We start from the raw sequence: 22,051 nt of genomic DNA on the forward strand, positions 1-22,051 counted from the left end.
CGTCAGCTACCGCGTTTCTGGACAGTCAACTCAGCGTTGATTCGCGGGCTTCGAGCCTCTTCTGCAAGACGCGTGGGGTCTTCTGTGGGCCGTCGCGCGGCCGGTCCAATGGATTGGAGAAGCGTCATCGGATAAGATGATGGGCATGTCAGGTGCTTCTGCCGCGAGCGCGGCCGCTGTGACGAAGACACTCCGCTAGCGGCGGAACGTCTTTCTCACTACTTAGTAAACTCACGTTCCGTCGCTTGATGGTCGGTTCGGTGCGACATACCTTGTCGCCCGATTCTTCATTCAAGCAACGGAGTTATCTGTGTCTTTTTTTACCTCAATATCGCGCCCGGATCACATCTCGACCACGCGATCCTGGGCAGCACTCGTGTGCCTGTCAGTCCTGCAATTCTTCATCGCCGTTGATGTTACTGTCGTCAACGTAGCACTGCCATCTATCGGCGATGAATTCGGCGTTGATCCGCGCGGCCTGACCTGGGTTGTCGTCGGATACACCATCACCGGCGGTGGTCTACTCATGCTCGGAGGCCGCCTGGGCGACGTCGTTGGTCGACGCCGCCTTCTTCTAATCGGCACCGCAATTTTCGGAGCAGCCTCGATGATGGCAGGCTTCGCGGAAACCTTCGCAGTGCTTGTTGTAGCCAGGCTGTTTCAAGGAGTAGGCGAAGCCCTCGCCCTACCAGCTGCAATGGCAACCATCGTCCTCCTTTTTCCCGAGGGACGGGCCCGTACTCGAGCATTGAGCGTCTGGGCAGCGGTTGCAAGCAGCGGTCTCGTTTTGGGATTCGTGCTCTCGGGAATCATCACCGAGCACCTAGGTTGGCGATGGGTCTTCCTCATCGCTATCCCGTTCACCCTGTTCGTGCTGATCGCGACGGTATTCCTGCTTCCACGCGACCGAAAGAAGGAGCGCGCACCGCTGGACATTCTCGGGTCGATTCTGTTGACAGGCGCACCGCTACTATTCGCCTTCGGGGTCGTGGAGGCCGGAGAAGGAATCTCTTGGCTGCCAGTTGCGGCTCTGACAGGAGCATTCGTCGCGGCCGTTCTGTTCGTCGGTGTAGAGCGGCGAGCATCGAACCCACTAATTCCTCTAACCTTCTTCCGCAACCGGACTCGGGTGCGAGCAAATCTCGCGACCGCGTTGCTGAGTGCCGCGCTCTCAACGTCGTTCCTACTGTTCACGTTCTATCTTCAGAATGGACTCGGCCTTTCCCCACTGGAAGCCGGCCTACTGCTTCTCCCGCTTGCTATGGCGCTGATCGTCGCGGTGACTGTCGTTCCCCGACTGATGGGACGTTGGGGAGCGCGCTCGTGCATCATCGCGGGTCTTAGCTTTGCAGGAGCAGGCATGATTGTGATTGCTGTCGCCGCGCAACTCGACGCCCCCGCTTGGGTATTAATCCCCGCGATGCTTTTCATCGCCGCAGGTATGGGATTCGGACTAGTCGGATTGCAGTATGCGGCAGTCACCGGAGTAACTGACGACGATGCCGGAGTCGCCTCTGGCGTACAGCGGGCCGCAGACCAGCTTGGCGGGTCTGCTGGCGTCACGGTATTTGTTGGTTTGGGGTTTGCATCAATCGCCCACGGAGTATCGCCCTATCTATTGAGTAGTGGGCTTGCGATCATCGGCCTCTGCGTCGCAGCCTTTGTTGCCCGACGAGTTGCTGTCTCCGATGAACACACGACAGAGCAAGGAGTGAACACGGAAGCTTAGAAAGCCCAGCCAGTCGGACTGATTAATTACCCGATGGTGGCGTCAGGCAAGTCGCCAGAGAGGGTTGAATCATGGTTGCGGTGCGAACCGATTATTGCGCGCACCGCAACCATTCACCAACCTATGGCTCCGGCGGCGTACGACTGCGTCAAGTTGGTCGTCGTCCGCGACGGCAGCGCGTTGCTCTTGAGCGAGTTCGGGCAGCGGTTCGTTACCGTCGGTGATGTTGTGGTGTTGAACGCCAACGTATTGTGCGGGAGCGAACCGGAGAGTCACATCACCACAACCACGATTTACCTCGACACTGACTATGTGATCGATCAGGTGTTCTGGCAGCACGCTTGTCTGCTCCATGATCGCCTTGATGCCGAACGCTTTACCAACGCGGTCTACAGCGAACCCTCACAAGTGCTCCGGCTCGGTGAAGACCGAACCGGCATGTTGATGCCATGGCTGGATGAACTCGTTGCACTCAGCATCGATGGTGGCTTCGGGTCTCATTTTCATCGGATGCAGGCCCTTTGGTTTTCGATCGCTGATGTGGTGATGCCGTTCCTTAAAGTCACGCCGATACGTCAGAGTCGCGGCCAGCGCGCGCATGCCCGGCCTACACTGCCCAGGTGCCGAAAGTTCACACCAGCCAGGGATGAGGCCCACCAAACTCGCGCGACTCTGGTCAGTGATATCGCCACGAACTGGACGCTGAATGTCTTGGCGGCCCGGGTGCATTTATCCCCAAAGCAACTTTCACGAGTGTTCACCGAGGCCTACGGTAAAACGCCGTTGGCATATTTGACGATGATGCGCGTCGAGGAGATGGCGCACCTGCTGCGTGAAACTCACTTGACGATCGACGCGGCTGCCCGTCAGGTTGGTTGGGCGAGCCGGAGCCGTGCCAATGAGGCATTTCAACAGTGTGTGGGTATGACGCCGAGCGAATATCGCCGGATGCACCGCGCCGAGTAAGCGATCGGGAACGGGACATCTCTGGTGTCCTTCGGGACGTCTTCTTCGACACCGCTGCCTGGTGCTGGTTTTTGGCTGGTAGGACGGTAAGGACTGTCGGGTTCAGTGTTGTTCCTGGCGGTCGTCCCGTACTTTGACTTCCGCTCGTCGCTTATGTGTTCCCGGCGTACCTGGTAGTCGCAGGCCCTGCTCAAAGCAGTGGCTGGTGACTACAGGTTTCTGGGAGAGGCGGACGCGATGGCGAAGAAGTGGGAGGAAGCACGAGTAGCGCGTGAGGCGAAGCTCGACGGTTTGCAGGAGCGGTTGGTCGGCGCGGTTGATGGCCTCGTGACTGGTGAGGATTGGCAGCGCGCGATGACTTTCACGGCGAGGTTTCGGTCGCGGTCGTTCAACAACACATTGCTGATCTGGTCCCAGCATCTCGACGCATTCGAGTCCGGTCGCGTATCAGCTGCGGAACCTTCGTATGTGGCGGGGTTCCGGCAGTGGCAAACGTTGGGTCGTCAGGTAGATAAGGGTCAGTCGGGGTACATGATCTTCGCCCCGGTCACTGCCCGGTTTGCTTCGGCAACTCCTGCTGATGCGGCGTCGTGGCGCAGACTGGAACGCGGCGAGAAACCGCGCGCGGGTGAGGTCGCCCGGTCGAAGATCGTTGGGGTGAAACCCGCTTATGTGTGGGATGTTTCGCAGACCTCGGGTGAGCCGATTCCCGAACGCCCGATGGCGGTGCTGTTGGAAGGTCAAGCCCCCGGTGGGCTCTGGGAGGGCCTTGCCGCACAGATTGAGGCGCGCGGGTTCACGGTGCTGCGGGTGCCGCATGAGGGCATGATCCACGGCGCGAACGGGGTCACCGACTACGGTGCGAACACGGTCAAGGTGCGGGACAACATGTCACCAGCGGCGCAGGTGAAGACGCTCACGCATGAGCTGGCACATGTGATGCTCCACGGACCGAATAATCCTGATGCATCAGGGCATCGCGGGGTTGGTGAGGTGGAGGCCGAATCGGTTGCCCTCATGGTGGGTGCTGCGCATGGAATGGACACCGCCGGTTACACGATCCCGTACGTCACCGGTTGGGCCAGCACCGTGAAGGACTCATCCCCGGTCGAAGTTGTACAGGCTGCCGGTGAACGGGTGCGGAAGGCCGCGACCGAGATCCTCGATCAGCTCGACACCTCACAGGTCGGGGCTGGTGACCCGCCCGGCCTGGTGCGGGATACATCGCGACGCGAAGCGCGTCAGCGATTGGCACCTCAACCGTTGCCTGAGCCGTCACCGTCCTTGGCTATAGGTAGACGTGAACCGGTGAGGGGGCTGTGACATGGCGACCGTATTCAATGCTCTGGCCCGAATTCAGCACTTGCGGCTGCCGGATGCTGCGCGGTCGCTCGCGTCGGCCGGGGTGCCGGTGTTTCCATGCGTGCCGGGTGAAAAACGCCCGCTGACCAGGCGTGGCTTCTATGACGCGACCACCGATCTGGACCAGGTATCGGCGTGGTGGGATCGGTGGCCGAGCGCGAATCTCACGATTCCCACCGGTCCCGCCTCGGGCATCGAGGTCGTAGACATTGATATCGGTTCAACCGGTTCTGGGTTCCCTGCATTCCAGCGGGCACGCCGCGAAGGACTCGTGCACGGGTGGGCAGCGTTGGTGCGCACCCCATCGGGTGGGCTGCACCTCTATTTCCCAGCCGGTACCTCTCGGGAACAGCCTTCGTGGCAGGCATCCAAGGCACAGATCGATTTTCGTGGCACCGGCGGCTACATCCTTGCCCCGCCGTCACAGGTGCGCCAGCCCGATGGGCGCTTGAGGCCGTATGAGTTGCAAAGCACCGGCCTGGTCGAACCTTCGCCGGTGGATGCGTCTCGCCTGCGAAACTTCCTCGACCCACGCCCCTCACTTACCCACCGAGACCAGATGACACCGCGTCGGGGTCTTGATGGGCAGCGCCTCGGACAGTGGGTCGCAGCCCTGGGTGAAGGTGAACGCAACCGCGGTTTGTTCTGGGCAGCATGCCGCCTCGCCGAGAACAACACTGCCGTTGGTGACACCCTCGCAGTTCTTGGACCTGCGGCGGCACACGCGGGACTGGGAGCACGAGAGATCACCACCACGATCCGCTCCGCGTACCGCGCCACCGACCCCGCACATCACCGATCAACAAACGATGAACCGGCACCGCGTCGTTCTCCACCGCAACAAGCTGTGGGCCGGGTGATTGCATGACGACCCTGGTATTGCAGCGGCGTGGTGGACGGCTCGCGGTGAGCACCGCCGTGGCAGGAACCGTGTTGATCGCCCTTGGCGCGTTCTGGTTGTCGTTCACCGCACTGGCAGACCTCGCGCGTAGGTCTGGAATTAGTGAAGATCAGGCGTGGGCGTGGCCGTTGATCGTGGACGGCATAATCGTCGTCGCCACCGTCTCCGTCGTTGCTTTGGCTGGCCACCGTGCAGCCTGGTACCCGTGGATGCTACTGGCCGCAGGTGCGCTCGTATCCGTAACCGCGAATGCGCTGCACGCAGTCATCGCCGCCGACGCCAACGTACCAGGGCTACTGGCCGCCGCTGTTGCCGCAGTCCCGCCACTGGTGCTCCTTGCGATCACGCATCTGACCGTCATCCTCACGCGCCCGATCTCCCCGAACAATTTCCCATCCACCGCCGCGACCACCCTGGAACTCGTCGACGAAGCAGATATTGATGGTGACCAGGAGGATGCCGCGTGGCTTCCGGTTCCTGACTCTCGAAGCGCTGCGACGCCTCCGTTCAGTGATGAGGCCTCGGCGATCAGCCCCGATCCGGGTGAGCTGGACCGGCGCACGGTTGCTGCTGGGCTGCGCGAGCAGGGCTGGTCAAACAAGCGCATCGCCAAACATTTCGGGGTGCACCCCTCGACCGTGGGCCGCTGGCTACCCCAACCGATTTCCATCACGAATGAACAGGAGACATCACCATGAATACCAAGCAACCCCCTCACATCACTTATGAGGCCGAGCCCCCGCAAACCACACCGCGCGCGACAGCACCAAGTGCAGCTGGAGGGTCGCCGCACGAGGACGTGTCGGAGCTGGCCCGCCGGACCGACCCCTCCCTGAAGAGCAGAACGGTAACGGCGCGTGGTGTGGATCGGTTTGATCCGCGCAGCGTCGCCTGGGTGCGCCTGTCCGACGCGTTGTCGGCATCGACTGCGCAGCTGGCGGGACGTGGGATCAGCTTTGAGGCGGAACTCCACCGCCGGATCAGACGCTTCCCGGTCCAGACCGTCGCAGCGTCACGAACGGCCATCTCGAACCGTGTCAGCAAGCTTCCACCGTCATCGGCGTTCGGTCGCCCCCGTCCTCACGGAGTATCGGCACCACAGCGTTCGGGTGTGGGGATGGCCCGGTGATGCGTTATGACGAGCACCGCAATCGTGCTGGCCCCGGACCAGTGGGAGGTGGTGCGCACCTGTCTGTCAGGAGGTGCCACCATCATGACCACGACCCAAGCGGCACATATCGATTTCACTACCGGAGAAGGCCTGCGCATCCTTCTCACACGAATCCACGGCGCAGGTAGGGCCGCCTGGCGCAGTGATCGTGACGTTCCTGCGCTTATGGATTACACCGCAACCAAATACGCACCGCTGGCGAGGAAGCACGGCCTTGATGCGTGGGAGGCAGCCTCGGCGGCATTCGATGTGATGCGCACCCCCTCGGTGCTGCGGGCTAATGATCCGTGGGGTGTGGTCACGCGGGCGGTGCAGATCACCTGCATTGCCGAAGCTCGTGCACACGGGATGCTCTGCTCCACGCACCAGGCCCGCCGCCCGCAGTTTTCGGTGTTTCATGATGCCGAACGATTCAGCGACCGGGAGAACCCCCTTACCGATTATCATCCCGCGTTCCACCACCACGACCACAGCCACGACAGTGGGATCGGTGATGATGCGGTTTCCTCGGAGAATGAGCAGGTGCTGGCTGCCTCGGCGGTAACTGACACGGTCGCGCTGTTCACCGCGCTTGGCTGGCCCGAACCCACCGTCAAAGCCAGCATCGACTACATCTGTGAACGGCTCGCACGCGCCGGAAACCGCGCCACCGCGTTTGAAGCGCTACGCCGCGATAAACACGCTCGTGCACTCCTTGATCTTCCCGCCCCGTCCTGGCTCGGACTGCTGCGGACCGTGCTCGGGAACCCCGAACCCGTCTATGTCGGCACCTCCCACGGACGCGGGGTGTTGCTGCGACTCCTCATCGGTGAACCAGTGCCCGTTCTGCTGCGGGATGACGATCTGGTGCTGACGATCACGGCATCTATCCCGGTCAGGGGTGGTGGTCGTGAGTGAACGAAACGGTTTCATCGGACTGGAACGCACCGTCGAATCCATCACCATCGGCACCCGGCACCGCACCGACTACGGAGATCTGACGCAACTGATCGCATCCATCCAGCGTGACGGGCTCTTACAGCCGGTGACGATCACCCCCGACGGGGTGCTCGTGTGCGGGGCGCGGCGGCTCGCGGCGATCAAACAGTTGGGGTGGCGGACCGTAAACGTGTGGGTGCGATCGGGGATCACCGACCGGCTCGGAGCATTACTTGCCGAGCAGGACGACAACCTGCTCCATAAACCGCTGACCCCGACCGAGCAAGCCACCTTGTATCGGGAACTCAAAGAAATCATGGCCGAAGAAGCCGCCCAACGACAGGCAGCGACGCAGTTCGGCACAGACGGGAAACACCCTGGGCAGGCCGGTACCGGTGAGTCACCGGGACCGTACGGCATGAAGGGTGATGCGCGGGAACAGGCCGCCCGCCTCATCACCGGGACGGACTCTTCTCAGCGGCTGGAACGCATCGCCCACCTCCAGAACCTCGCCGAAAACCCAGGCCAGAGTGAGGAGGTGCGGCAGCGGGCACGTGCCGAGCTTGCCGCCATCGATACTGGCTCCCCGGTCTCCCCAGCATTCCAACGCCTCAATGCCCACACTTCGGTGGCGGAGCTGGAACGGATCGCCAGCGACACCGATGTCGATGAGATCGTGCGACATCACGCACAGGTTGCCGCCCACAGTCTTCGGGAGACGCCCGCCGATGTGAAGGCCGCCGAGTTGGAACGGCTGGCCGTAGAAGCTTTGCGCCGGGTGAAAGAACAAACCAAGACACGGAAGCCGAGGCCGCTTCGCCCCGCACCTAAACCTGATGAGGGGCCGGTGCCGCAGTTTCCGGTGCGGGCATTCCGGGTCATGTGGAGCGAGATGGCTGACTGGTGGCTGCACTACGACGTCGCCGACATCGCGCACGCCCTCACGGATGAGGAACACGAGGCGTTTCAAGAAACGATCGACGGCACCGTGAACTTCGCCCGCCAGATCGCGGAACACCGCACCACAGCACGCGTCACTCAGGATGCTGCGGCGAGGGTCATCGCCTAGGGCGTGTCTGTTAAATGTTTGAGCCAAGCGATCACCCCGTTGAGCACTACCGCGGCCCGGTACACAACCGCGAGCTTGTCATACCGGGTCGCAAGCCCACGCCACTGCTTCAACCGGCAGTAACCACGCTCGATCACGTTCCTGCCTCGATACTTATCCGCATCAAACTTCAGCGGCCGACCACCCCGTGAACCCCGTCGTTTCCGATGCCCTTGCTGATCACGAGGCTCAGCAATTACCGCCTCAATGCCACGCTGACGCAGATACGCTCGGTTCCCACGCGACGAGTACGCCTTGTCACCCAACGCCGCAACTGGACGGGTGCGGCGACCAACCTGCAGCTGTTCCATCAACGGAATGAACAACGGCGCATCACCATCCTGCCCGGCCGTGCAGATCGTCACCAACGGTAAACCATGCTGCCCATCGACGAGCTGATGAGTTTTCGTCGAGAGGCCGCCTCTGGAGCGGCCAATCGCGTGATCAGGCGGCTCGGTCAGCAGATTCTTGTAATTCGACGAAGCCCTTTTTTAGGCGGGTGACGTTCGTCGCGTGCTGGTGTGCGCGAGCAATCGTGGAGTCCACTGACACATCCCAATCGACCATCCCTGCACGGTCGGCATACTCGTGTAGTCGAGCCTGTACATGGTCCCAAGTACCATCCTTCGCCATCCGGTGGTGCCACTGCCACACTGTTTGCCATGGCCCGAAGGTTTCGGGCAGATCGCGCCACGCGATTCCGCACCGGTACCGATAGATAATCGCCTCGATCATCAACCGGGCATCAGCGAAGGGGCGGCCCTTCTTCCCGGTCGGGCCTGGCATCAAATCGGAGATTAGATCCCATTGCTCATCAGATAGAAGCTGGAATCGAGACATGGTTCCACGATCCCAGCTTCCTTAAGAATCAATTAACAGACACGCCCTAGCTGTAGTTGGGCATGACATTGTCGACGCCGACGCGGAGGCGTGAGGCCGGGGGCTGGTCGCCGCAGGCAGTGTAGAGCTGATGTCGGAGTCCAGGTGCTGCCGCCAGGATCGACGGGCGACACGGCACCGCTTTCTGGCACGTTCTCGACTCGTGGCTGCTCTGTCCGGGGGCGACGGTCGTGGTCGAAGCCACTGCCTGGTCCGGTTCGCTGCGCGTGGTCACCGAGGAGCATCGACTGGGCGTCGCGTCGGTGCGGTGCCCGGTCCGGCGACGAGAGTGAACGGCATCGGCCCGCACGAGCCGGTGCGTACCGGCATCCGGCGATTTGTCACGTCCGCGACGGACGTCGAGGAGCTAGTATCTCACCCGGGGGCGGGCGCACGGCCCTGGCCCCTAAGTTCCACCGTCGTGAAGCACCGGGAACGGTGACGCGTTCCATGTAGACCGTTGAGCCGGTCCGTGAGCATAGCATGTTGGACGAATGTGAGGCCCACTTCTTTGCGCGTATCCACTGTCCGGCTCAAAGTTCACGTTGCCGGGAGACCAGCGGTGCTGGCCGGTGCCGTCCATCGGCCACGCCTCGACGGGCAACCTCGCTGGGCACTCCTTCGGCGCGGCCCGGTCGATCTTCTGCGCGGTCGACTCCGTAGTCGTGCCGAGTGGCATTGAGTCGGTACTGGCGTACCGGTCGCGAAATGAGGGGATGACCTCGCCGGGCCGGACGGACACAACAATGAAGAGTCATTGATCGAGCAACGTCCTATGAAGTCACGCTCCTGCCCGGTCCGGTCACCCGGAACGAACGTGGCCGCGGAGCGAGTCGACCCGTCGGTGTCAGGACAGCACCGCCAGGAGCGAGTCAGTTAATCGGAAGGTCAGACCCGCCCCGAGGCCACGACACCATCTTCATTGTTAATCAGACAGTCCCCCACGTAGTGCCTCGTCAGTGGTGTCATGTGATGAGTCCGTGTCGGTAAGCGGTGATGGCGGCGTGGACACGGTTATTGATGCCAAGGGTGTTGAAGAGTTGGGAGATGTACTGTTTGACGGTGCCTTCGGATAGGTGCATGGCTTTGCCGATCTGGGCGTTGGAGAGCCCCTGGGCGATGTGGGTGAGGAGCTCGATCTGGCGCTCGGTGAGCAGGGTGGTGAGTTCGTCTCGCGCGGTTCGGGTGCGGTGACCTGCTCGTTGCTCGGCGGCGAGCCAGCGGGCGACTCGGGGGGAGAACGCACCGCCGCCGTGTGCGAGGGCTCTGACGCCGGCAATGAGCTGCTGGGGTTCGTCGGATTTGAGAAGGAACCCGAGGGCGCCGGCGTTGATCGCATCGGCGATGAGATGATCGTCGGAAAAGGTTGTGAGCATGGCGATCGGAAGCTCGGGCTGTCGGTGCCGGATCTCGCGGAGGGCCCCGATGCCGTCGAGTCGTGGCATCTGGATATCCAGCAGTGCGACGTCGACGCGGTGTGTTGCCGCGGCGTTGACGGCCTCGTGGCCGTTGCTGGCGAAGGCGATGATGTCGAGGTCAGTGGCGGAGGCGAGGATCGCGGCAATGCCGGTGCGGACGAGGTGGTCGTCATCCGCGATCAGGACGCGGATCTGCGGGGTGTCGGTGTGATCGCCCGGGGTCATGGCGCGGGAACCGTTCCGATCCTGCTGACCTGGTCAGAGGCGAAGCAGACGACGTGGACGTCGACTCGTTCGAAGAAGCTGATTCCCGCCTCATAATAGTGGCAGGCCTCGTCGGGGAGAGGTGGGAACTCATCACGCGGGGGATCGAGCATCTCGAGGGCAGGGAGGGATCGCTCGACCGTCTCCTGGGTATCCCCGACGGAGATGTCTGCGAGCTGTGCCGTGGTCATCACCGATAGCGTGTTGGCGAGCACGAAGTAAGCGACCACGATGAACACGATTGCGCCGAGGATGGCTGTGGGCACGGCGATGGCTGCTCGGGTAGCGCGGGATCGAAGGGTCGCGGCATCGTCCTTGGCGGCGACGATGTCGTTATCGGATGCTGCGCCGTCCGCGGATGGGCGAGCGTGCGCGGGAAGGGTGAGGTTCAGGGCGAACTCGGTCGGCGTCTGACGGACGGAAAGGGCGCCACCCAGCATCGCCGCGCGGTGCCGCAGGCCGTGCAGCCCGAATCCAGAATCGTGCGGATGGGCGTAGGACGCTCCCTCGTTGAGAGGATTACGGACAACCGCAGTGACAGTATCGCCCTCGATCTCGACGCGTACGGTGACCGGTTGCCCCGGGGCGTGTTTGGACGCGTTGGTGAGTCCTTCCTGAACCACCCGGGCGACGGCGTTGAGCGCTGCGTCGCTGAGCCGTTCGCTCAGATTTGCGGCGATGTGCGTGTCCACGTCCATGTCGGCCTGACGAGCACCGGTCACTGCTTCATCGAGGCTCGGAAGCCTCCACCCGGCCGTCGGGTCTTCAGACTGGCGCAGCAGCCGAACGGCGAGACCGAGCTGATCCGCCGCGTCCGCTGCGATCGTGCGGATACCGGAGACCTCTGCTCGGTCGGTATCCGAGAGTGTCGGCGTGAGGGAGAGCTGTCCAAGCCGGACGGCGATGAGCGTCAAAGAGTGGCCGAGGCCGTCGTGCATCTCCGCGGCAAGGGTCATCCGCTCACGTTGCAGGACCTCACGGGTCTGGCTCGCCCGTCGCCTGGATTCGATCGCGGCCAGTTGCCAGCCCCGCCGGTGAAACTCTCGCCGCTCGGACACCGCGCGCCGCGTGGTCAGCGGCGCGGCAAGCACCAGGGCGGTCAACAGACCATATACGAGGCCATCGACAATCTCCTCGACATTCAACTCGGGGAGTCTGACGACGGTAGCCCCGAGCACGGAACCGGCAAGAACCACGCGAACCCGCACAGCCGGGGTTGCGAACACGAGGACGATCGCAGCAGCCGCAACAAGGCTCAGCACCAGTACGGCAAGCTCGGACAACCAGCACGTGGACGTGCCGACGCCGACCGCGACGACGCACCCCACTATGTTCTGCCGACGGCGCAGTGTCTCGAGATCATCGGAACTACCACTCATACTCCCAATCTATGCGCGCGGTTCCGACCGGAGAACTCACGATCGTTAGGTCATGAATAGGCATTCGGCAATATCGGCACGTTTACCCGCGGATCTACCGTCACATGCATGGTCGAACTTCTCCGCACACTCCTTGCACAGGCAGGCGAGCACATCACCCTCGTGCTCGCCTGCATGCTCCTGTTCGCGGCCCTCGACGCGGCCCTCGGGATCGGCGCCGTCCTCCCCGGGGAAACGGGCATCGTCTTGGCCGCGATCACGCTTTCAGACCGCGGCGAACTGCTCGCCGCCGGGGTATTCGTCGCCGCACTGGGCGCATTTCTCGGAGACCATGTGGGGTTCGCGGTCGGACGTGGTCTTGGAGCCCGCCTCGGCGACACCAGGCTGATCAAGCGGTTGGGCCGGGACCGCTGGGAGAAGGCACGATATTATGTTGCCGGCCGATTCTGGGTCGTGATCATCGCCCGCCTGCTTCCGGGTATCCGCACCCTCGTCGCCGCTGCAGCCGGCGCCTCAGCGGTGCCGTACTCGCGATTCGCAACCGCTTGTGGTCTCGCGGCACTGCTCTGGGCCGGGCTTTGGGTCGTCGGTGGTGCGCTTATCGGGAACGCACTGTTCGACATCGTGGAGCGCTACACCCTGCCCGCGTTCATCGTCGTGGCCGCAGCACTCGCCGTTTGGATCCTCGCACGCCATAAGCGGGGGGTGCGCGCATGAACCGCACGTCATCGGCACGCCCGCGCCGCGACTGGGCAACTCTGCCAAATCTCATCACCCTGCTGCGGCTCGGGCTCGTAGTTCCGATCGTCATCCTCATCCTCAACCGTGACCATCCCGGCCTCACCGTCGTACTCCTGGCGATCTTCGGCGCAAGCGACTGGATCGACGGCTATCTCGCCCGCGCCCTGAACCAGGTCAGCACCACGGGAGCGGTTCTCGATCCGATCACAGACCGCGTCGGCGTTGCGACCATCGCACTCGCCCTTGTCTTAGCAGGTCATCTCTCCTTCGGAGTGGTTCTCACCATCGCAGCCGTCGACGCTGCACTCGTCATCACCTACCTGGTGACCCGTCCCTCACAAGCGCCGAAGGTCTCCCGAGTCGGGAAGATGCGCACTGCCGCGCTCATGTCAGGGCTCGCGCTCATCGGACTCAGCCTGCTCCCCACACTCCACCCGGTCGGAGCCGCAGGCAGAGTGCTTTGCATCGCTGGAGCGGTTCTCCACGCCGTCGCAGGGTTCGGGTACTTCCGAGCTCTCCTTCGTGACAACCGCAAAGATCTGTCTGATATGTGATCCCAGGCTGTTCGACTATCTTCTCCGGCGTCCACGCAGAGACCCGGGGGTCTAGTCGTTGATTCGGGTGAAGGCCCGGTTGAATGCGGCCTCCGACTGGTACCCGAGTTCGGAGGCGAGGCGGGCGGCGGTGATGTCTTCTTCGCGCAGCCGTGACGCGGCGATGTTCATGCGCCAGCGGGTGAGGTAGGCGATCGGTGCTTCGCTGAGCAGCGCGGTGAAGCGGCTGCTGAACGATGACCTGGGCATCGTGGCGACCTGGGCGAGACGACCGAGGTCCCCGTCGTTGCCGGGATGGTGGTGGATCGCTTCGAGTACGCGACCGATCCTCTCGTCTTCGCGTGCACGCAACTAGCCTGCAGGGGCCGTCGAGTCGTTGATGAGCCAGGAGCGGATCGCCTGCACAACGAGGATGTCGGCAAGTCTGGTAGCGGCGGCTTCACCTCCGAGCTGCGGGTGCGCGAGCTCGCCCGCCATAAGGCGCAGCGTGTCCTTGATCGAGGACACCCCCGAGAGCGTATCGCCGCCGATGAACATCACGGCGGGAAGCATATGCATCAGCTCGCGTGCGGCGAACTCGTCAAAGGAGACAACCCCGCAGATCAGCTGCGCTGCCCGGCTGCCTCCCCCGGTGCTGGAGGATCGAGTAGCTGGCGCTCAAGTACTCCCGGGGCAGAAGGTCGACTCTCGGGCCACGACGCGCATCGGCTTCGCTGAGCAGGTCATGGCCGAGGCCGTGCGGCACGAGGACGAGGTCGCCCGCCCGCACCTCGACCGGATCGGACGCTGGCAAGCGCAGCCAGCAGGAGCCGGCCGTGACGACGTGGAAGCTCACAGAGTCGGCGATCGCCGGCATTTGCTGCGCCCACGGCTCGGAGAGCTCGACGTGGCAGTAGAAGGTACTGCGCATCCGCAACGAGTGGAGCACACGCGCCACCCGATCCTGATCCTCGAAACGCGAGAGAACCTCCATGCTGCAGTCGTGTCACGTCCCCGAGCAGATACGCCCGCTGGATCAGATGATTGAGCAAGAACTTTGCCTATATGAGGATGTTTCTGCTGAGTAATGCCGCATACGCCGAAGAACAATCAATCGAAGCTCGCAGGAGGAAACTATATGTACGTCATCGCAGGAGCCACAGGCAGGGTCGGATCGGTCACCGAACGGACACTGCTGGGTGCCGGGGCCGAGGCGCGCGTACTGGTGCGCCGCCAGATCTATGCGGAAGCGTGAGCCGCACAGGGGGCCGAGGCCGAGGCCGGCGGATAGGGGCGGGGCATGCGGATGAGCCTTCCGGATCAGGCCACCAGTTAGCCATCGAAACTGGAACCTTTTCCGTGAGGCAGGTCAAGAAGTCACCTAACAGCGCGGCAGTCCCAGAATCATGAAGTCGGACAAGCTGGGGCTCGACGCGTTCATCGCCGGGATGGCTGAACTGACCGCCGATGGTCAGGACGGCAGCTCTCCGGCTCTTCCTGGTAGGATGGAACCGATGAAGACCAGTCAGGCCCACGGCGGCCGCTCCCGGGAAGGCCATCTGGTCGTTTCCTGATCCGTGCGCCTCCTTGCGTTGATGCGATCCCAGAATCACATCAACGAAGACAAGGAGAATCCATGACTGCACACTTCAACCACACCATCATCGCTTCGCTTGACCCGCCGACCATGGCCGAGTTCTACATCGACATGCTGGAAGCAACACCCGCTGAGTCGTGGGGCGCGTTCACGAACATCCAGATCGGCAGCGGGGTGATGCTCCAGTTCGCCGGACCGCTGCCGTTCGAGTTCCCACCACAGCATTACGCCTATCTCGTGGACGACGAGCACTTCGCCCGCGCCTACGCGAAGATCACGGAACGAGGCTGGGACCACTGGGCCGACCCGCAGCGCACGAAGCCCGGAGAGATCAACCATGAGCACGGTGGGCGAGGCGTCTATCTGCTCGACCCGTCCGGCCACTACCTCGAACTCATCACGCAACCGTACCTGTAAGGGTTAAGTCTGCCGACCAAGAACCCCTACTGCTCAAAGTGAGTGGCAGGGGTTCTTGCTATCCTTAGGTGTGCAACTGAATGAGGTTTATGACAGGGGAGCTTGTGCTTTCTGTTTGAGTCGTTCGTAGGGGGTTTGCCCGCCGAGTGCTCCGTGTGGTCGATCATAGTTGTAGTGGTCTTCCCATTGCTGGAGTCGTTCGGCGAAGAGGTTCGCGTCGTCGATGACTTCTCCTTCGAGGAGTCGATAGAACTCTTCGGAGTCGATCCGGTGGGACCTTTCGACCTTCCCGTTCAAGCGGGGTGTACGGGGCCTGATCTTGACGTGGCCGATGCCCTTGTCGAGCAGGTGCCAATGGAACGCTTGTCCGAACTCTTGACCGTTATCGGTCTGCACCTGTTCGACTTGGAACGGTAGTTTCGACAGCACATGGTCGATGGACTGGATCGCGGTCTTCTGGTTGTTGCGTGGGTAAGCACAAAGCACTCGGACGCGGGTGCAGTCAGCGATCGCAGTGTACTGGTAGTAGCGCTTCTTTCACCCCGTCTGTCCCAAGGGTTCGATGAACTTCACGTCGACTTGCAGGGCGTGCCCAGACCGTTGCTTCTCGTAGCGTTTCCACCTCGTCTGGGTGCGCTTGTAGCGCTGTGAAGCGGGGAGCCGGTTCAGTCCGACCTTCTTTAGAATCCGCCAGATCCCGGAGGTGCTGATCGTGATGTCGTGATAGTGAGCCAGATACATCGCGATCTTGTGGGGTCCGAAGTGATACCGCTGGCGTAGCCAAAGGATTTTCTCGATCACTTCCGAGCCGGCCTTATTCGGTTGATGATGCGGCTCGCTGGAGCGATCCCTCAACCCCTCAAGACCCTCGTCCTCGTAACGACGTTTCCACTTGTAGTAGGTCTGTCGGCTGATGCCGTAGTACCGGCACGTCGCCGCGACGTTCCCACTGATCTCATCGACGTGCCACAGCACGGCGAGCTTATGCTTCGCTCGACGCTCGAACTCTCGTTGTGAAATGGAACCTTCCTCCCAATCGGAACACCCCACTGTCAACAACCTCCATCAGTTTTAGAGCTAGGCCTCGCCACCCGCTACGACAAACACGTGATCGTCTACCGCGCCGCCGTCCTTATCCACACCGCCATCGCGTGGACCCGGCAACTATCAGACACGCCCTAGCTGCGTGCCGCCGCCCGCGAGCTCGTGTCAAAGAGTCTATTTTCGGCCGGGTGCAGCTGGTGTTGGACGACGTAGGAGGAGCCCTTGATCTTCCACAGCCCTGCTGCCCAACCCCGAGGGTGGGCAGCAGGGCTTGCTCGGTGCCGGTCAGCCCGAGCGCCGCGGAGGTCGGGCCCAGCTGGTCGCTCTCCTACCGGTAGATGATCCGCGTCTCCGCGTTCGCCAACAACGAGTTAGCCAGGCCCCGCATCGCCGAGCCCTGGTCGCCGACGTTGTCGAGGTCGCTGACCTTGTGGAAGATCATCGCGTTCGCGATCCCGTACGCCCGCGCCCCGCTCGTTCCGGCCGCGCCTCCTCAGCCTCCGCGGCAGGCGCTGTCCGGCCGGGCCGAGGTTCCGGTGGGCGGCGTTGGGTGTCGCGGTCGAGGCCGGGCGGGGTGCCGTCGCTCACCTGGATCGTGTCGAGCCGGTCGAGGATGTCGATCGCGGTCTTGCGGATACGCTCCCCGGCGGCCTGCACCACCTCGACCGGGTTCTTCCTATCCACGGCCACCGCCCACCCGGCCACGTACGGGATCGTGTACTCGCTGGTGTCCATCCCGTGCGCAGCGCCGATCATCAGCGCCACCGATTCGGCCTCGACCTCCCCGATCCCGCGATGCTGCCTCGCCTCCTCCTGGTCGGGGCCGTGCATCAGGACATGGGCGAGCTCGTGCCCTTCGGTCTTCACCTGCGCGGCATCGGGCATTTTCTCCCGCACCGCGACCTGGCGGGTCTCGAAGTTCGTCAGCCCGTTCGCGCCGCCGATCATGCCCTCGTGCGGCACCCACAGCAGCTCGAACCCCTCGGCCTCGATCCGTCCCGCCAGCCCCTCGCGCAGTCCTTCCGGCGCTTCCCCGGTGAGCAGCCTTGGCTCCGGCTTCTTCGGGAGCGGGTCGCCGGTGGTCTGGGAGACATCCCAGACGTAGGCCGGGCGCACCCCGACCATTTTCGAGCGCACGGTCTCGCCTGGCTTGGGCTTCTCACCGCGGTTCAGGCGCCGCCACGACGCGGGATCGGACGGGTTCGCGGACGCGAATCTGCCGGTGACGGGGGCGAGGATCTGGTATCCGGCCTGGCCTTTGCCGACCTGGCGGCCGAGTTGTTGCCACTGCTTGTAGCCGGCGACATAGGTCGGGAACGGTTCCGGGACCCGGCCCCGTTCAAACGCGGCCTGGTGCTGTTCCCAGATCAGCAGGACGTTGTTGAACGACCGGGACCGGAACCGTGCGGCGAACCGGAGCGCGTCGGCCCAGTCGTCCCCGGTGACGAGCCGTTCGACCGCGCCGGTGAGCTTGTCGTGGAGCTCGTCGAGCTTCGCCTCCCGCGCTTGGCGGGCCTCCTCTTGCCTCGTCGCCATCGTCCGGCCTCCTCCCGGCGGGCCAGCCGCAAGGGGCGGCGGCTGGTCCTGTACCTGCGAGGTGAGCCAGGCACATCCGGCGAGTCGAGACGGTCAGCGAACTACGGGATCGGTAGGTTGGCCGCCAGGACAACTTGTGGTCGTGCCTGACGTAGGCCATACCGGACTACCAGCGCTCCCGCCGACGCTGGGCGGGAAGCGGGGATGTCCGGTCGGACGCCGGACGAAGTGAGGGTTTACCGGACCACGGTGCCGTTCTCGGGGTGATCGGTCGTGATGGGGCGCATGGCGCGGTAGTGGCTCGGGCTGAGCCCGGTGTGCTCGATGAACGCTTCCGTCGCCCGCGACCGGCTCGACCAGCCCACGCGACGGCCCGCGGTAGCCACGGGCAGGTCGGTCTCGCGCAGCAGCCGCGCCATCTCCTGCACGCGCAGCATGGTCAGGTAGGCGATCGGGGTCTTCCCGAATGCCTCCGCGAACACCCGCGTGAGCTGTTGCGGAGATAGCCGCACGGTCTCGGCCAGTTCGCCCAGCGTCCACGGGTGCGCGACGTTCTCGTGGAGAGCTTCGCGCGCGAGCATCGCTTCACGGCGCAGCGGCGCGAACCGCCGAGTACGCGGCAAGACTGGGCGCGAGCGCGCCCGCTGCAACGGCGTCAACCGCACCGGCGAGACACGGATGTGCGGGGCGAGGACGTCCATGACGGCGAACCAGAGCGCCTGCAACCGGTTGAACCGCTGCGGGAAACAGCCCTCAATACTGAGGGCGACCATCTCATCCAGCCACGGCGTCACCATGCCCGCCCGGTCCCGGCCCAGGCGCAGGACCTGGGCCGGCTCGGAGTAGACCTTCTCGGCAAACCCTTGCGCGTCGAGCCGATCATGCAAGACCGTCGAGTGCTGCCAGAAGAACTGATCGAGCGCGAAGTCGGTATCAACGTAGATCGCGGTGAGAGTGACGAGGCCTTCGGGTTCGGCGCTGAACAACACGTTCGGGCCGATCATGATTACATCACCGAAGCTGACCGGCTGATGCCCGAACTCGCTAAACACGATCGCGGACCCCGACCTGACGAACACGAGCTTGAGACAGTCGTAGACCATCGGCCCGACCGGACGACGGATTGAGCGGGTGCGGGCCAGGACTGGCAGAAACCGTCCGCGGTCAGGGGCCTTTACCATCCGCACCGGACTGCACTGATCCGCAGAGCGAGCAATGGCTCGACGCTGTCCGCGCTCGGCGTGGAGAGCAGAGCCCACGCCGCAGATATCAGCTTCTTTGAAGCGCCGCGAATGAGTGTTCTGACCCATCGAGCCGATCAGTCGTCGAGCAGAGGGTTGTACTTCATGCTCAGGCTGCGTTCGAGCCCGGCGGCTCCGGCCAGGATGATGAGTGCCACGTTCGTCCAGCCCGGTAGCGTCAGTGCCGGGACCTCGAACGACGGCAGTCCGACGAGCGGCGTCAGGTTCCCGGTGAGGTTGATCAGCTGGGGAAGCTCGATCCCGAGCACAGCCAGTAGGACGACGAGCGAGACCCAACCGACGACTCGGCTCGCGGTAGGGTGAGCGGTACCGACCCGCGCCCGCCATGCCTCGGCCGTTCCTTCGGCCGGTGGAAGCTGCACTTTGCCGCCAGCTTCGCCCTGTCGCAGGCGAACGTACTTCATGCCGGCCTTAGCGACCGCGGCCTCGATCCGTACGCCACCGCCGAGATGGAACGTGGCACGCCCGCGAGCAGTGTCGACGAGTCGCCCGTTCCGGTAGAGGCGGATGCGCTCGGCCAGGTCGAGGTAGTGAGCGTCGACGACGTAGGTCGCCCCGTCGTGCTCGGTCACGAAACGGCCCCGGACCAGCCCCTCCCCGCGCCGCAGCGGCCGCAGGACCTCGGAGTCATCCGCCATGGCCGCCCTCCGTGTCGTCAGTCGTGCTCTTGCCGAGCCCGCAAGCCAGCGCCGCGTCTAGGACCCGGTGTGCCTCGTCGGCCCCGAGATGGCCGTGCAGGACTTCACTCGCGAGCCCGCCGGCCGTCGCAAGCAATCCATCAGAGATCATCTCCGGGGACGTGATGCCGGCTGCTTCCAGCGCGGAACCGGGTCTGCGTAAGACGAGCGCAACCTGATCGACCAGCAGCATGCGCAGCTCTGCGTGACCCTCCAGCAGTGCCCGCCCCAACGCCGGCTCGGTGAGCGCCAAGGTCTCAAACATGGTGACCACACGGAGATCTCTGAAGTCCTCGGGACTCCGCGGGATCATCGTGCGCAGAATCGCCGCGACCACCTCCGCAGGGCTCGGCTCGACTTTCGCGAGCGTCGCCTCCACACGAGAACGCGCCCTATCCTGCACAGCATCGAAGCAGGCCTGCACCAGCCTGGCGTGGTCGGTGAAGTAGTGCTGGACCCGTCCCGGGGATACATCCGCGGCAGCAGCGACCCGACGGAACGTCAGCGACTCGAGGCCCCCCTGCTCGACCGCGGTGCCCGCTGCATCGATGATCGCTTGCCGGACCACATCGTGATCGCGTCCGCGCCCTCGCGCCACAGCCCATCTCCCTTCCTTCTACAGTGCAATACAAGCGTATCGAAGTAAATGCGCGGCGTCCATCCCTTCTAGGCCGTGTTGCTAAACCCATTGGAGGGTTGCGGCGAGGCAGAGCGCGGAGTGATAGTTCCTGGCGGTCTTGTCTGAGCGCATGGCAATGCCGCGCCACTGAAGCGCCCTGGGTTTGATGGAGGCTCTGATGTGCCCTGGCTTTAGTGGAGTCAGCCTGTTGGGATCTTGGTAGCAGCGCAACCAAGAAAGAGGTCGGCCGTGAGTCGTTATCTTGAACCCTTCAGACGCAAAGTCCTAGATTTGCTCTCTGAAGGTAAACCCGTGAAACATGTTGCTGAGGATCTCGGCATCAGCCAGCAAACCATCTATAACTGGCGCAAACAGCAACGTATCGATCAAGGGGAGCTCCCCGGCACAACCAGCGCCGAGAACGCTGAACTTGCCAGTGCGAAACGCCGCATTCGTGAGCTCGAAGAGGAAGTACAAATCCTGGTTCGTGCGCGACAGCTCTTGAAGGAGACTCCCAACCCAAAAGGGTGTACGCGGCCATCGCAGTGATGTCCGCGGAACGACTGCCAGTGCAGAAGGCGTGCAGGCTCCTCGGGGTATCTGAATCTGGATACTACGCCTGGAAGACCCGTGTCCCATCGAATCGCCAGATCCGTCATGCGTGGCTTCTCGAGCAGATTCAGGCCGTCCATGAAGCAGCACGAGGCGTATATGGTGCGCGCAGGGTGTGGGCAGAACTCACCATGGGGTTAGGGCTACAGGTTGGACGTTCCCAAGTGGAACTGGTGATGGCACGCGCCGGTCTGCGCGGTATTCCTGGCCCCAGACGCTCGCGGTACTCCCGCAGCGATGCTCCTCTTCCCGGGGACCTCGTGCGGCGCGAGTTCGCACGGGATCATCCCAACATGCTATGGGTCACCGATGTCACAGAGCATCGCACAAGAGAAGGGAAAGTCTACTGCGCCGTCGTACTGGACACGTTCAGCCGAAAAGTGGTGGGCTGGGCGATTGACAGTTCCCCGGATGCAGCGCTCGTGACGAACGCGCTGCATATGGCGATCGAGACACGAAAGCCCCAACCGGGGACGATCATACACTCGGACCACGGCACTGTTTTCCGGAGTTGGGTATTCACTCAGCGGGTTCAAGCTGCAGGGCTGTTGCCGTCGATGGGAGCGATTGGGTCATGTTACGACAACAGTATGATCGAATCGTTCTGGGGGCGTATGCAAACCGAACTACTGGACCGTCGAATGTGGCGGACCAGGCTCGAGCTTGCGAATGCGATCTTCGAGTATTTGGAAATGTTCCATAACCGGAAACGGCGCCACTCCCGACTCGGGATGCGTTCACCCGTCGAATACGAGAAACTGTATGAACAAGCAAAGATGCTGCAGTCAGGAATCTAACGGCGCGACTCCATGAACCCCAGGGCACATCAGTCTCTAACAAACCCAGGGCGCTTCAGACATTCAATCGGTCGGCTTCTTCGAACAACGAAGTGGACGCGTATCCGGTGAGCCAAAGACA

General features: G+C 63.1%; 26 protein-coding genes and 1 pseudogene. 16 read left to right on the plus strand and 11 right to left on the minus strand.

Annotation, left to right across the window (positions count from 1 at the left end; genetic code table 11):
- Positions 1 to 310 precede the first annotated feature (310 nt).
- The 8 genes from U6G28_10755 (at position 311) to U6G28_10790 (ending at position 8,116) form a co-directional block, all read left to right on the plus strand.
- Complete coding sequence (locus tag U6G28_10755; GenBank protein WRS29975.1) at positions 311 to 1,729, plus strand: MFS transporter; 1,419 nt, start codon at positions 311 to 313, stop codon at positions 1,727 to 1,729.
- Positions 1,730 to 1,762: 33 nt separating this feature from the next.
- A complete protein-coding gene (locus U6G28_10760) occupies positions 1,763 to 2,695 on the plus strand; it encodes an AraC family transcriptional regulator (GenBank protein WRS29976.1) in 933 nt (310 codons plus the stop codon).
- 237 nt (positions 2,696 to 2,932) lie between these two features.
- Positions 2,933 to 4,018, plus strand: coding sequence for an ArdC-like ssDNA-binding domain-containing protein (locus U6G28_10765; protein ID WRS29977.1), 1,086 nt, complete (start codon positions 2,933 to 2,935; stop codon positions 4,016 to 4,018).
- A 1-nt stretch (position 4,019) separates the two neighbouring features.
- Positions 4,020 to 4,925 carry a bifunctional DNA primase/polymerase gene (locus tag U6G28_10770; protein WRS29978.1) on the plus strand — a complete coding sequence of 302 codons (906 nt, stop codon included), beginning with the start codon at positions 4,020 to 4,022 and terminating at the stop codon, positions 4,923 to 4,925.
- Positions 4,922 to 5,656 carry a DUF2637 domain-containing protein gene (locus tag U6G28_10775; protein WRS29979.1) on the plus strand — a complete coding sequence of 245 codons (735 nt, stop codon included), beginning with the start codon at positions 4,922 to 4,924 and terminating at the stop codon, positions 5,654 to 5,656. Before U6G28_10770 ends, U6G28_10775 begins: the two co-directional genes overlap by 4 nt.
- Positions 5,653 to 6,087 carry a hypothetical protein gene (locus tag U6G28_10780; GenBank protein ID WRS29980.1) on the plus strand — a complete coding sequence of 145 codons (435 nt, stop codon included), beginning with the start codon at positions 5,653 to 5,655 and terminating at the stop codon, positions 6,085 to 6,087. Before U6G28_10775 ends, U6G28_10780 begins: the two co-directional genes overlap by 4 nt.
- Positions 6,088 to 6,093: 6 nt before the next feature.
- Positions 6,094 to 7,026 (plus strand): hypothetical protein, encoded by a 933-nt coding sequence (locus U6G28_10785; protein ID WRS29981.1) that lies wholly within the window; start codon positions 6,094 to 6,096, stop codon positions 7,024 to 7,026.
- Positions 7,019 to 8,116 (plus strand): ParB N-terminal domain-containing protein, encoded by a 1,098-nt coding sequence (locus tag U6G28_10790; protein WRS29982.1) that lies wholly within the window; start codon positions 7,019 to 7,021, stop codon positions 8,114 to 8,116. The genes U6G28_10785 and U6G28_10790 overlap by 8 nt, the downstream gene beginning before the upstream one ends.
- Here U6G28_10790 and U6G28_10795 read toward each other — a convergent pair.
- The 4 genes from U6G28_10795 to U6G28_10810 form a co-directional block, all read right to left on the minus strand.
- The gene (locus tag U6G28_10795) at positions 8,113 to 8,619 is read right to left on the minus strand and encodes an IS5 family transposase (GenBank protein WRS31241.1); all 507 of its coding nucleotides are present in this window, start codon (positions 8,617 to 8,619) and stop codon (positions 8,113 to 8,115) included. The two genes, U6G28_10790 and U6G28_10795, sit on opposite strands and share 4 nt — an antisense overlap.
- Complete coding sequence (locus U6G28_10800) at positions 8,600 to 8,995, minus strand: transposase (protein ID WRS29983.1); 396 nt, start codon at positions 8,993 to 8,995, stop codon at positions 8,600 to 8,602. Before U6G28_10800 ends, U6G28_10795 begins: the two co-directional genes overlap by 20 nt.
- A 1,004-nt stretch (positions 8,996 to 9,999) precedes the next feature.
- Positions 10,000 to 10,677 (minus strand): response regulator transcription factor, encoded by a 678-nt coding sequence (locus U6G28_10805; protein ID WRS29984.1) that lies wholly within the window; start codon positions 10,675 to 10,677, stop codon positions 10,000 to 10,002.
- Positions 10,674 to 12,095 (minus strand): histidine kinase, encoded by a 1,422-nt coding sequence (locus tag U6G28_10810; GenBank protein WRS29985.1) that lies wholly within the window; start codon positions 12,093 to 12,095, stop codon positions 10,674 to 10,676. Before U6G28_10810 ends, U6G28_10805 begins: the two co-directional genes overlap by 4 nt.
- 108 nt (positions 12,096 to 12,203) lie before the next feature.
- On the opposite strand from U6G28_10810, the gene U6G28_10815 reads away from it, so the two are divergent.
- Together U6G28_10815 and U6G28_10820 are read left to right on the plus strand one after the other, a co-directional pair.
- Positions 12,204 to 12,812 carry a VTT domain-containing protein gene (locus U6G28_10815; protein WRS29986.1) on the plus strand — a complete coding sequence of 203 codons (609 nt, stop codon included), beginning with the start codon at positions 12,204 to 12,206 and terminating at the stop codon, positions 12,810 to 12,812.
- A complete protein-coding gene (locus tag U6G28_10820) occupies positions 12,809 to 13,390 on the plus strand; it encodes a CDP-alcohol phosphatidyltransferase family protein (GenBank protein ID WRS29987.1) in 582 nt (193 codons plus the stop codon). Before U6G28_10815 ends, U6G28_10820 begins: the two co-directional genes overlap by 4 nt.
- Before the next feature lie 51 nt (positions 13,391 to 13,441).
- On the opposite strand, the gene U6G28_10825 is transcribed toward U6G28_10820, so the two are convergent.
- Positions 13,442 to 13,741 carry an AraC family transcriptional regulator gene (locus tag U6G28_10825; GenBank protein WRS29988.1) on the minus strand — a complete coding sequence of 100 codons (300 nt, stop codon included), beginning with the start codon at positions 13,739 to 13,741 and terminating at the stop codon, positions 13,442 to 13,444.
- Positions 13,742 to 13,996: a cupin domain-containing protein gene (locus U6G28_10830; protein ID WRS31242.1), complete on the minus strand. Its 255-nt coding sequence runs from the start codon at positions 13,994 to 13,996 to the stop codon at positions 13,742 to 13,744.
- Positions 13,997 to 14,021: 25 nt separating this feature from the next.
- Here U6G28_10830 and U6G28_10835 point away from each other — a divergent pair, with 25 nt between their 5' ends.
- The 5 genes from U6G28_10835 to U6G28_10855 all read left to right on the plus strand — a co-directional run bounded on the left by U6G28_10835 (position 14,022) and on the right by U6G28_10855 (position 15,800).
- Complete coding sequence (locus U6G28_10835; protein ID WRS29989.1) at positions 14,022 to 14,417, plus strand: hypothetical protein; 396 nt, start codon at positions 14,022 to 14,024, stop codon at positions 14,415 to 14,417.
- Positions 14,418 to 14,456: 39 nt separating this feature from the next.
- On the plus strand, positions 14,457 to 14,624 hold the full coding sequence (locus tag U6G28_10840) for a hypothetical protein (GenBank protein ID WRS29990.1): 168 nt from the start codon (positions 14,457 to 14,459) through the stop codon (positions 14,622 to 14,624).
- 151 nt (positions 14,625 to 14,775) lie between these two features.
- Positions 14,776 to 14,943, plus strand: a complete 168-nt coding sequence (locus tag U6G28_10845; protein ID WRS29991.1) for a hypothetical protein — start codon at positions 14,776 to 14,778, stop codon at positions 14,941 to 14,943.
- A 62-nt stretch (positions 14,944 to 15,005) separates the two neighbouring features.
- Positions 15,006 to 15,383, plus strand: coding sequence for a VOC family protein (locus U6G28_10850; GenBank protein WRS29992.1), 378 nt, complete (start codon positions 15,006 to 15,008; stop codon positions 15,381 to 15,383).
- Between the two features lie 174 nt (positions 15,384 to 15,557).
- A complete protein-coding gene (locus U6G28_10855; GenBank protein ID WRS29993.1) occupies positions 15,558 to 15,800 on the plus strand; it encodes a hypothetical protein in 243 nt (80 codons plus the stop codon).
- Between the two features lie 120 nt (positions 15,801 to 15,920).
- Here U6G28_10855 and U6G28_10860 read toward each other — a convergent pair whose 3' ends face one another.
- From U6G28_10860 to U6G28_10880, 5 genes are all read right to left on the minus strand, one after another.
- Positions 15,921 to 16,433: a helix-turn-helix domain-containing protein gene (locus U6G28_10860; GenBank protein ID WRS29994.1), complete on the minus strand. Its 513-nt coding sequence runs from the start codon at positions 16,431 to 16,433 to the stop codon at positions 15,921 to 15,923.
- Positions 16,434 to 16,865: 432 nt separating this feature from the next.
- A complete protein-coding gene (locus tag U6G28_10865) occupies positions 16,866 to 17,963 on the minus strand; it encodes an ArdC-like ssDNA-binding domain-containing protein (protein ID WRS29995.1) in 1,098 nt (365 codons plus the stop codon).
- Between the two features lie 236 nt (positions 17,964 to 18,199).
- Positions 18,200 to 19,066, minus strand: coding sequence for a helix-turn-helix transcriptional regulator (locus U6G28_10870; protein ID WRS29996.1), 867 nt, complete (start codon positions 19,064 to 19,066; stop codon positions 18,200 to 18,202).
- Between the two features lie 215 nt (positions 19,067 to 19,281).
- Positions 19,282 to 19,863 carry a hypothetical protein gene (locus U6G28_10875; GenBank protein ID WRS29997.1) on the minus strand — a complete coding sequence of 194 codons (582 nt, stop codon included), beginning with the start codon at positions 19,861 to 19,863 and terminating at the stop codon, positions 19,282 to 19,284.
- On the minus strand, positions 19,853 to 20,500 hold the full coding sequence (locus U6G28_10880; GenBank protein ID WRS29998.1) for a TetR/AcrR family transcriptional regulator: 648 nt from the start codon (positions 20,498 to 20,500) through the stop codon (positions 19,853 to 19,855). Before U6G28_10880 ends, U6G28_10875 begins: the two co-directional genes overlap by 11 nt.
- 270 nt (positions 20,501 to 20,770) lie before the next feature.
- Here U6G28_10880 and U6G28_10885 point away from each other — a divergent pair.
- A pseudogene (locus U6G28_10885) lies at positions 20,771 to 21,930 on the plus strand (IS3 family transposase).
- The last annotated feature ends 121 nt before the right edge of the window (positions 21,931 to 22,051 follow it).

Source organism: Actinomycetaceae bacterium MB13-C1-2 (assembly GCA_035621235.1).
Lineage (GTDB): Bacteria > Actinomycetota > Actinomycetes > Actinomycetales > Actinomycetaceae > Scrofimicrobium.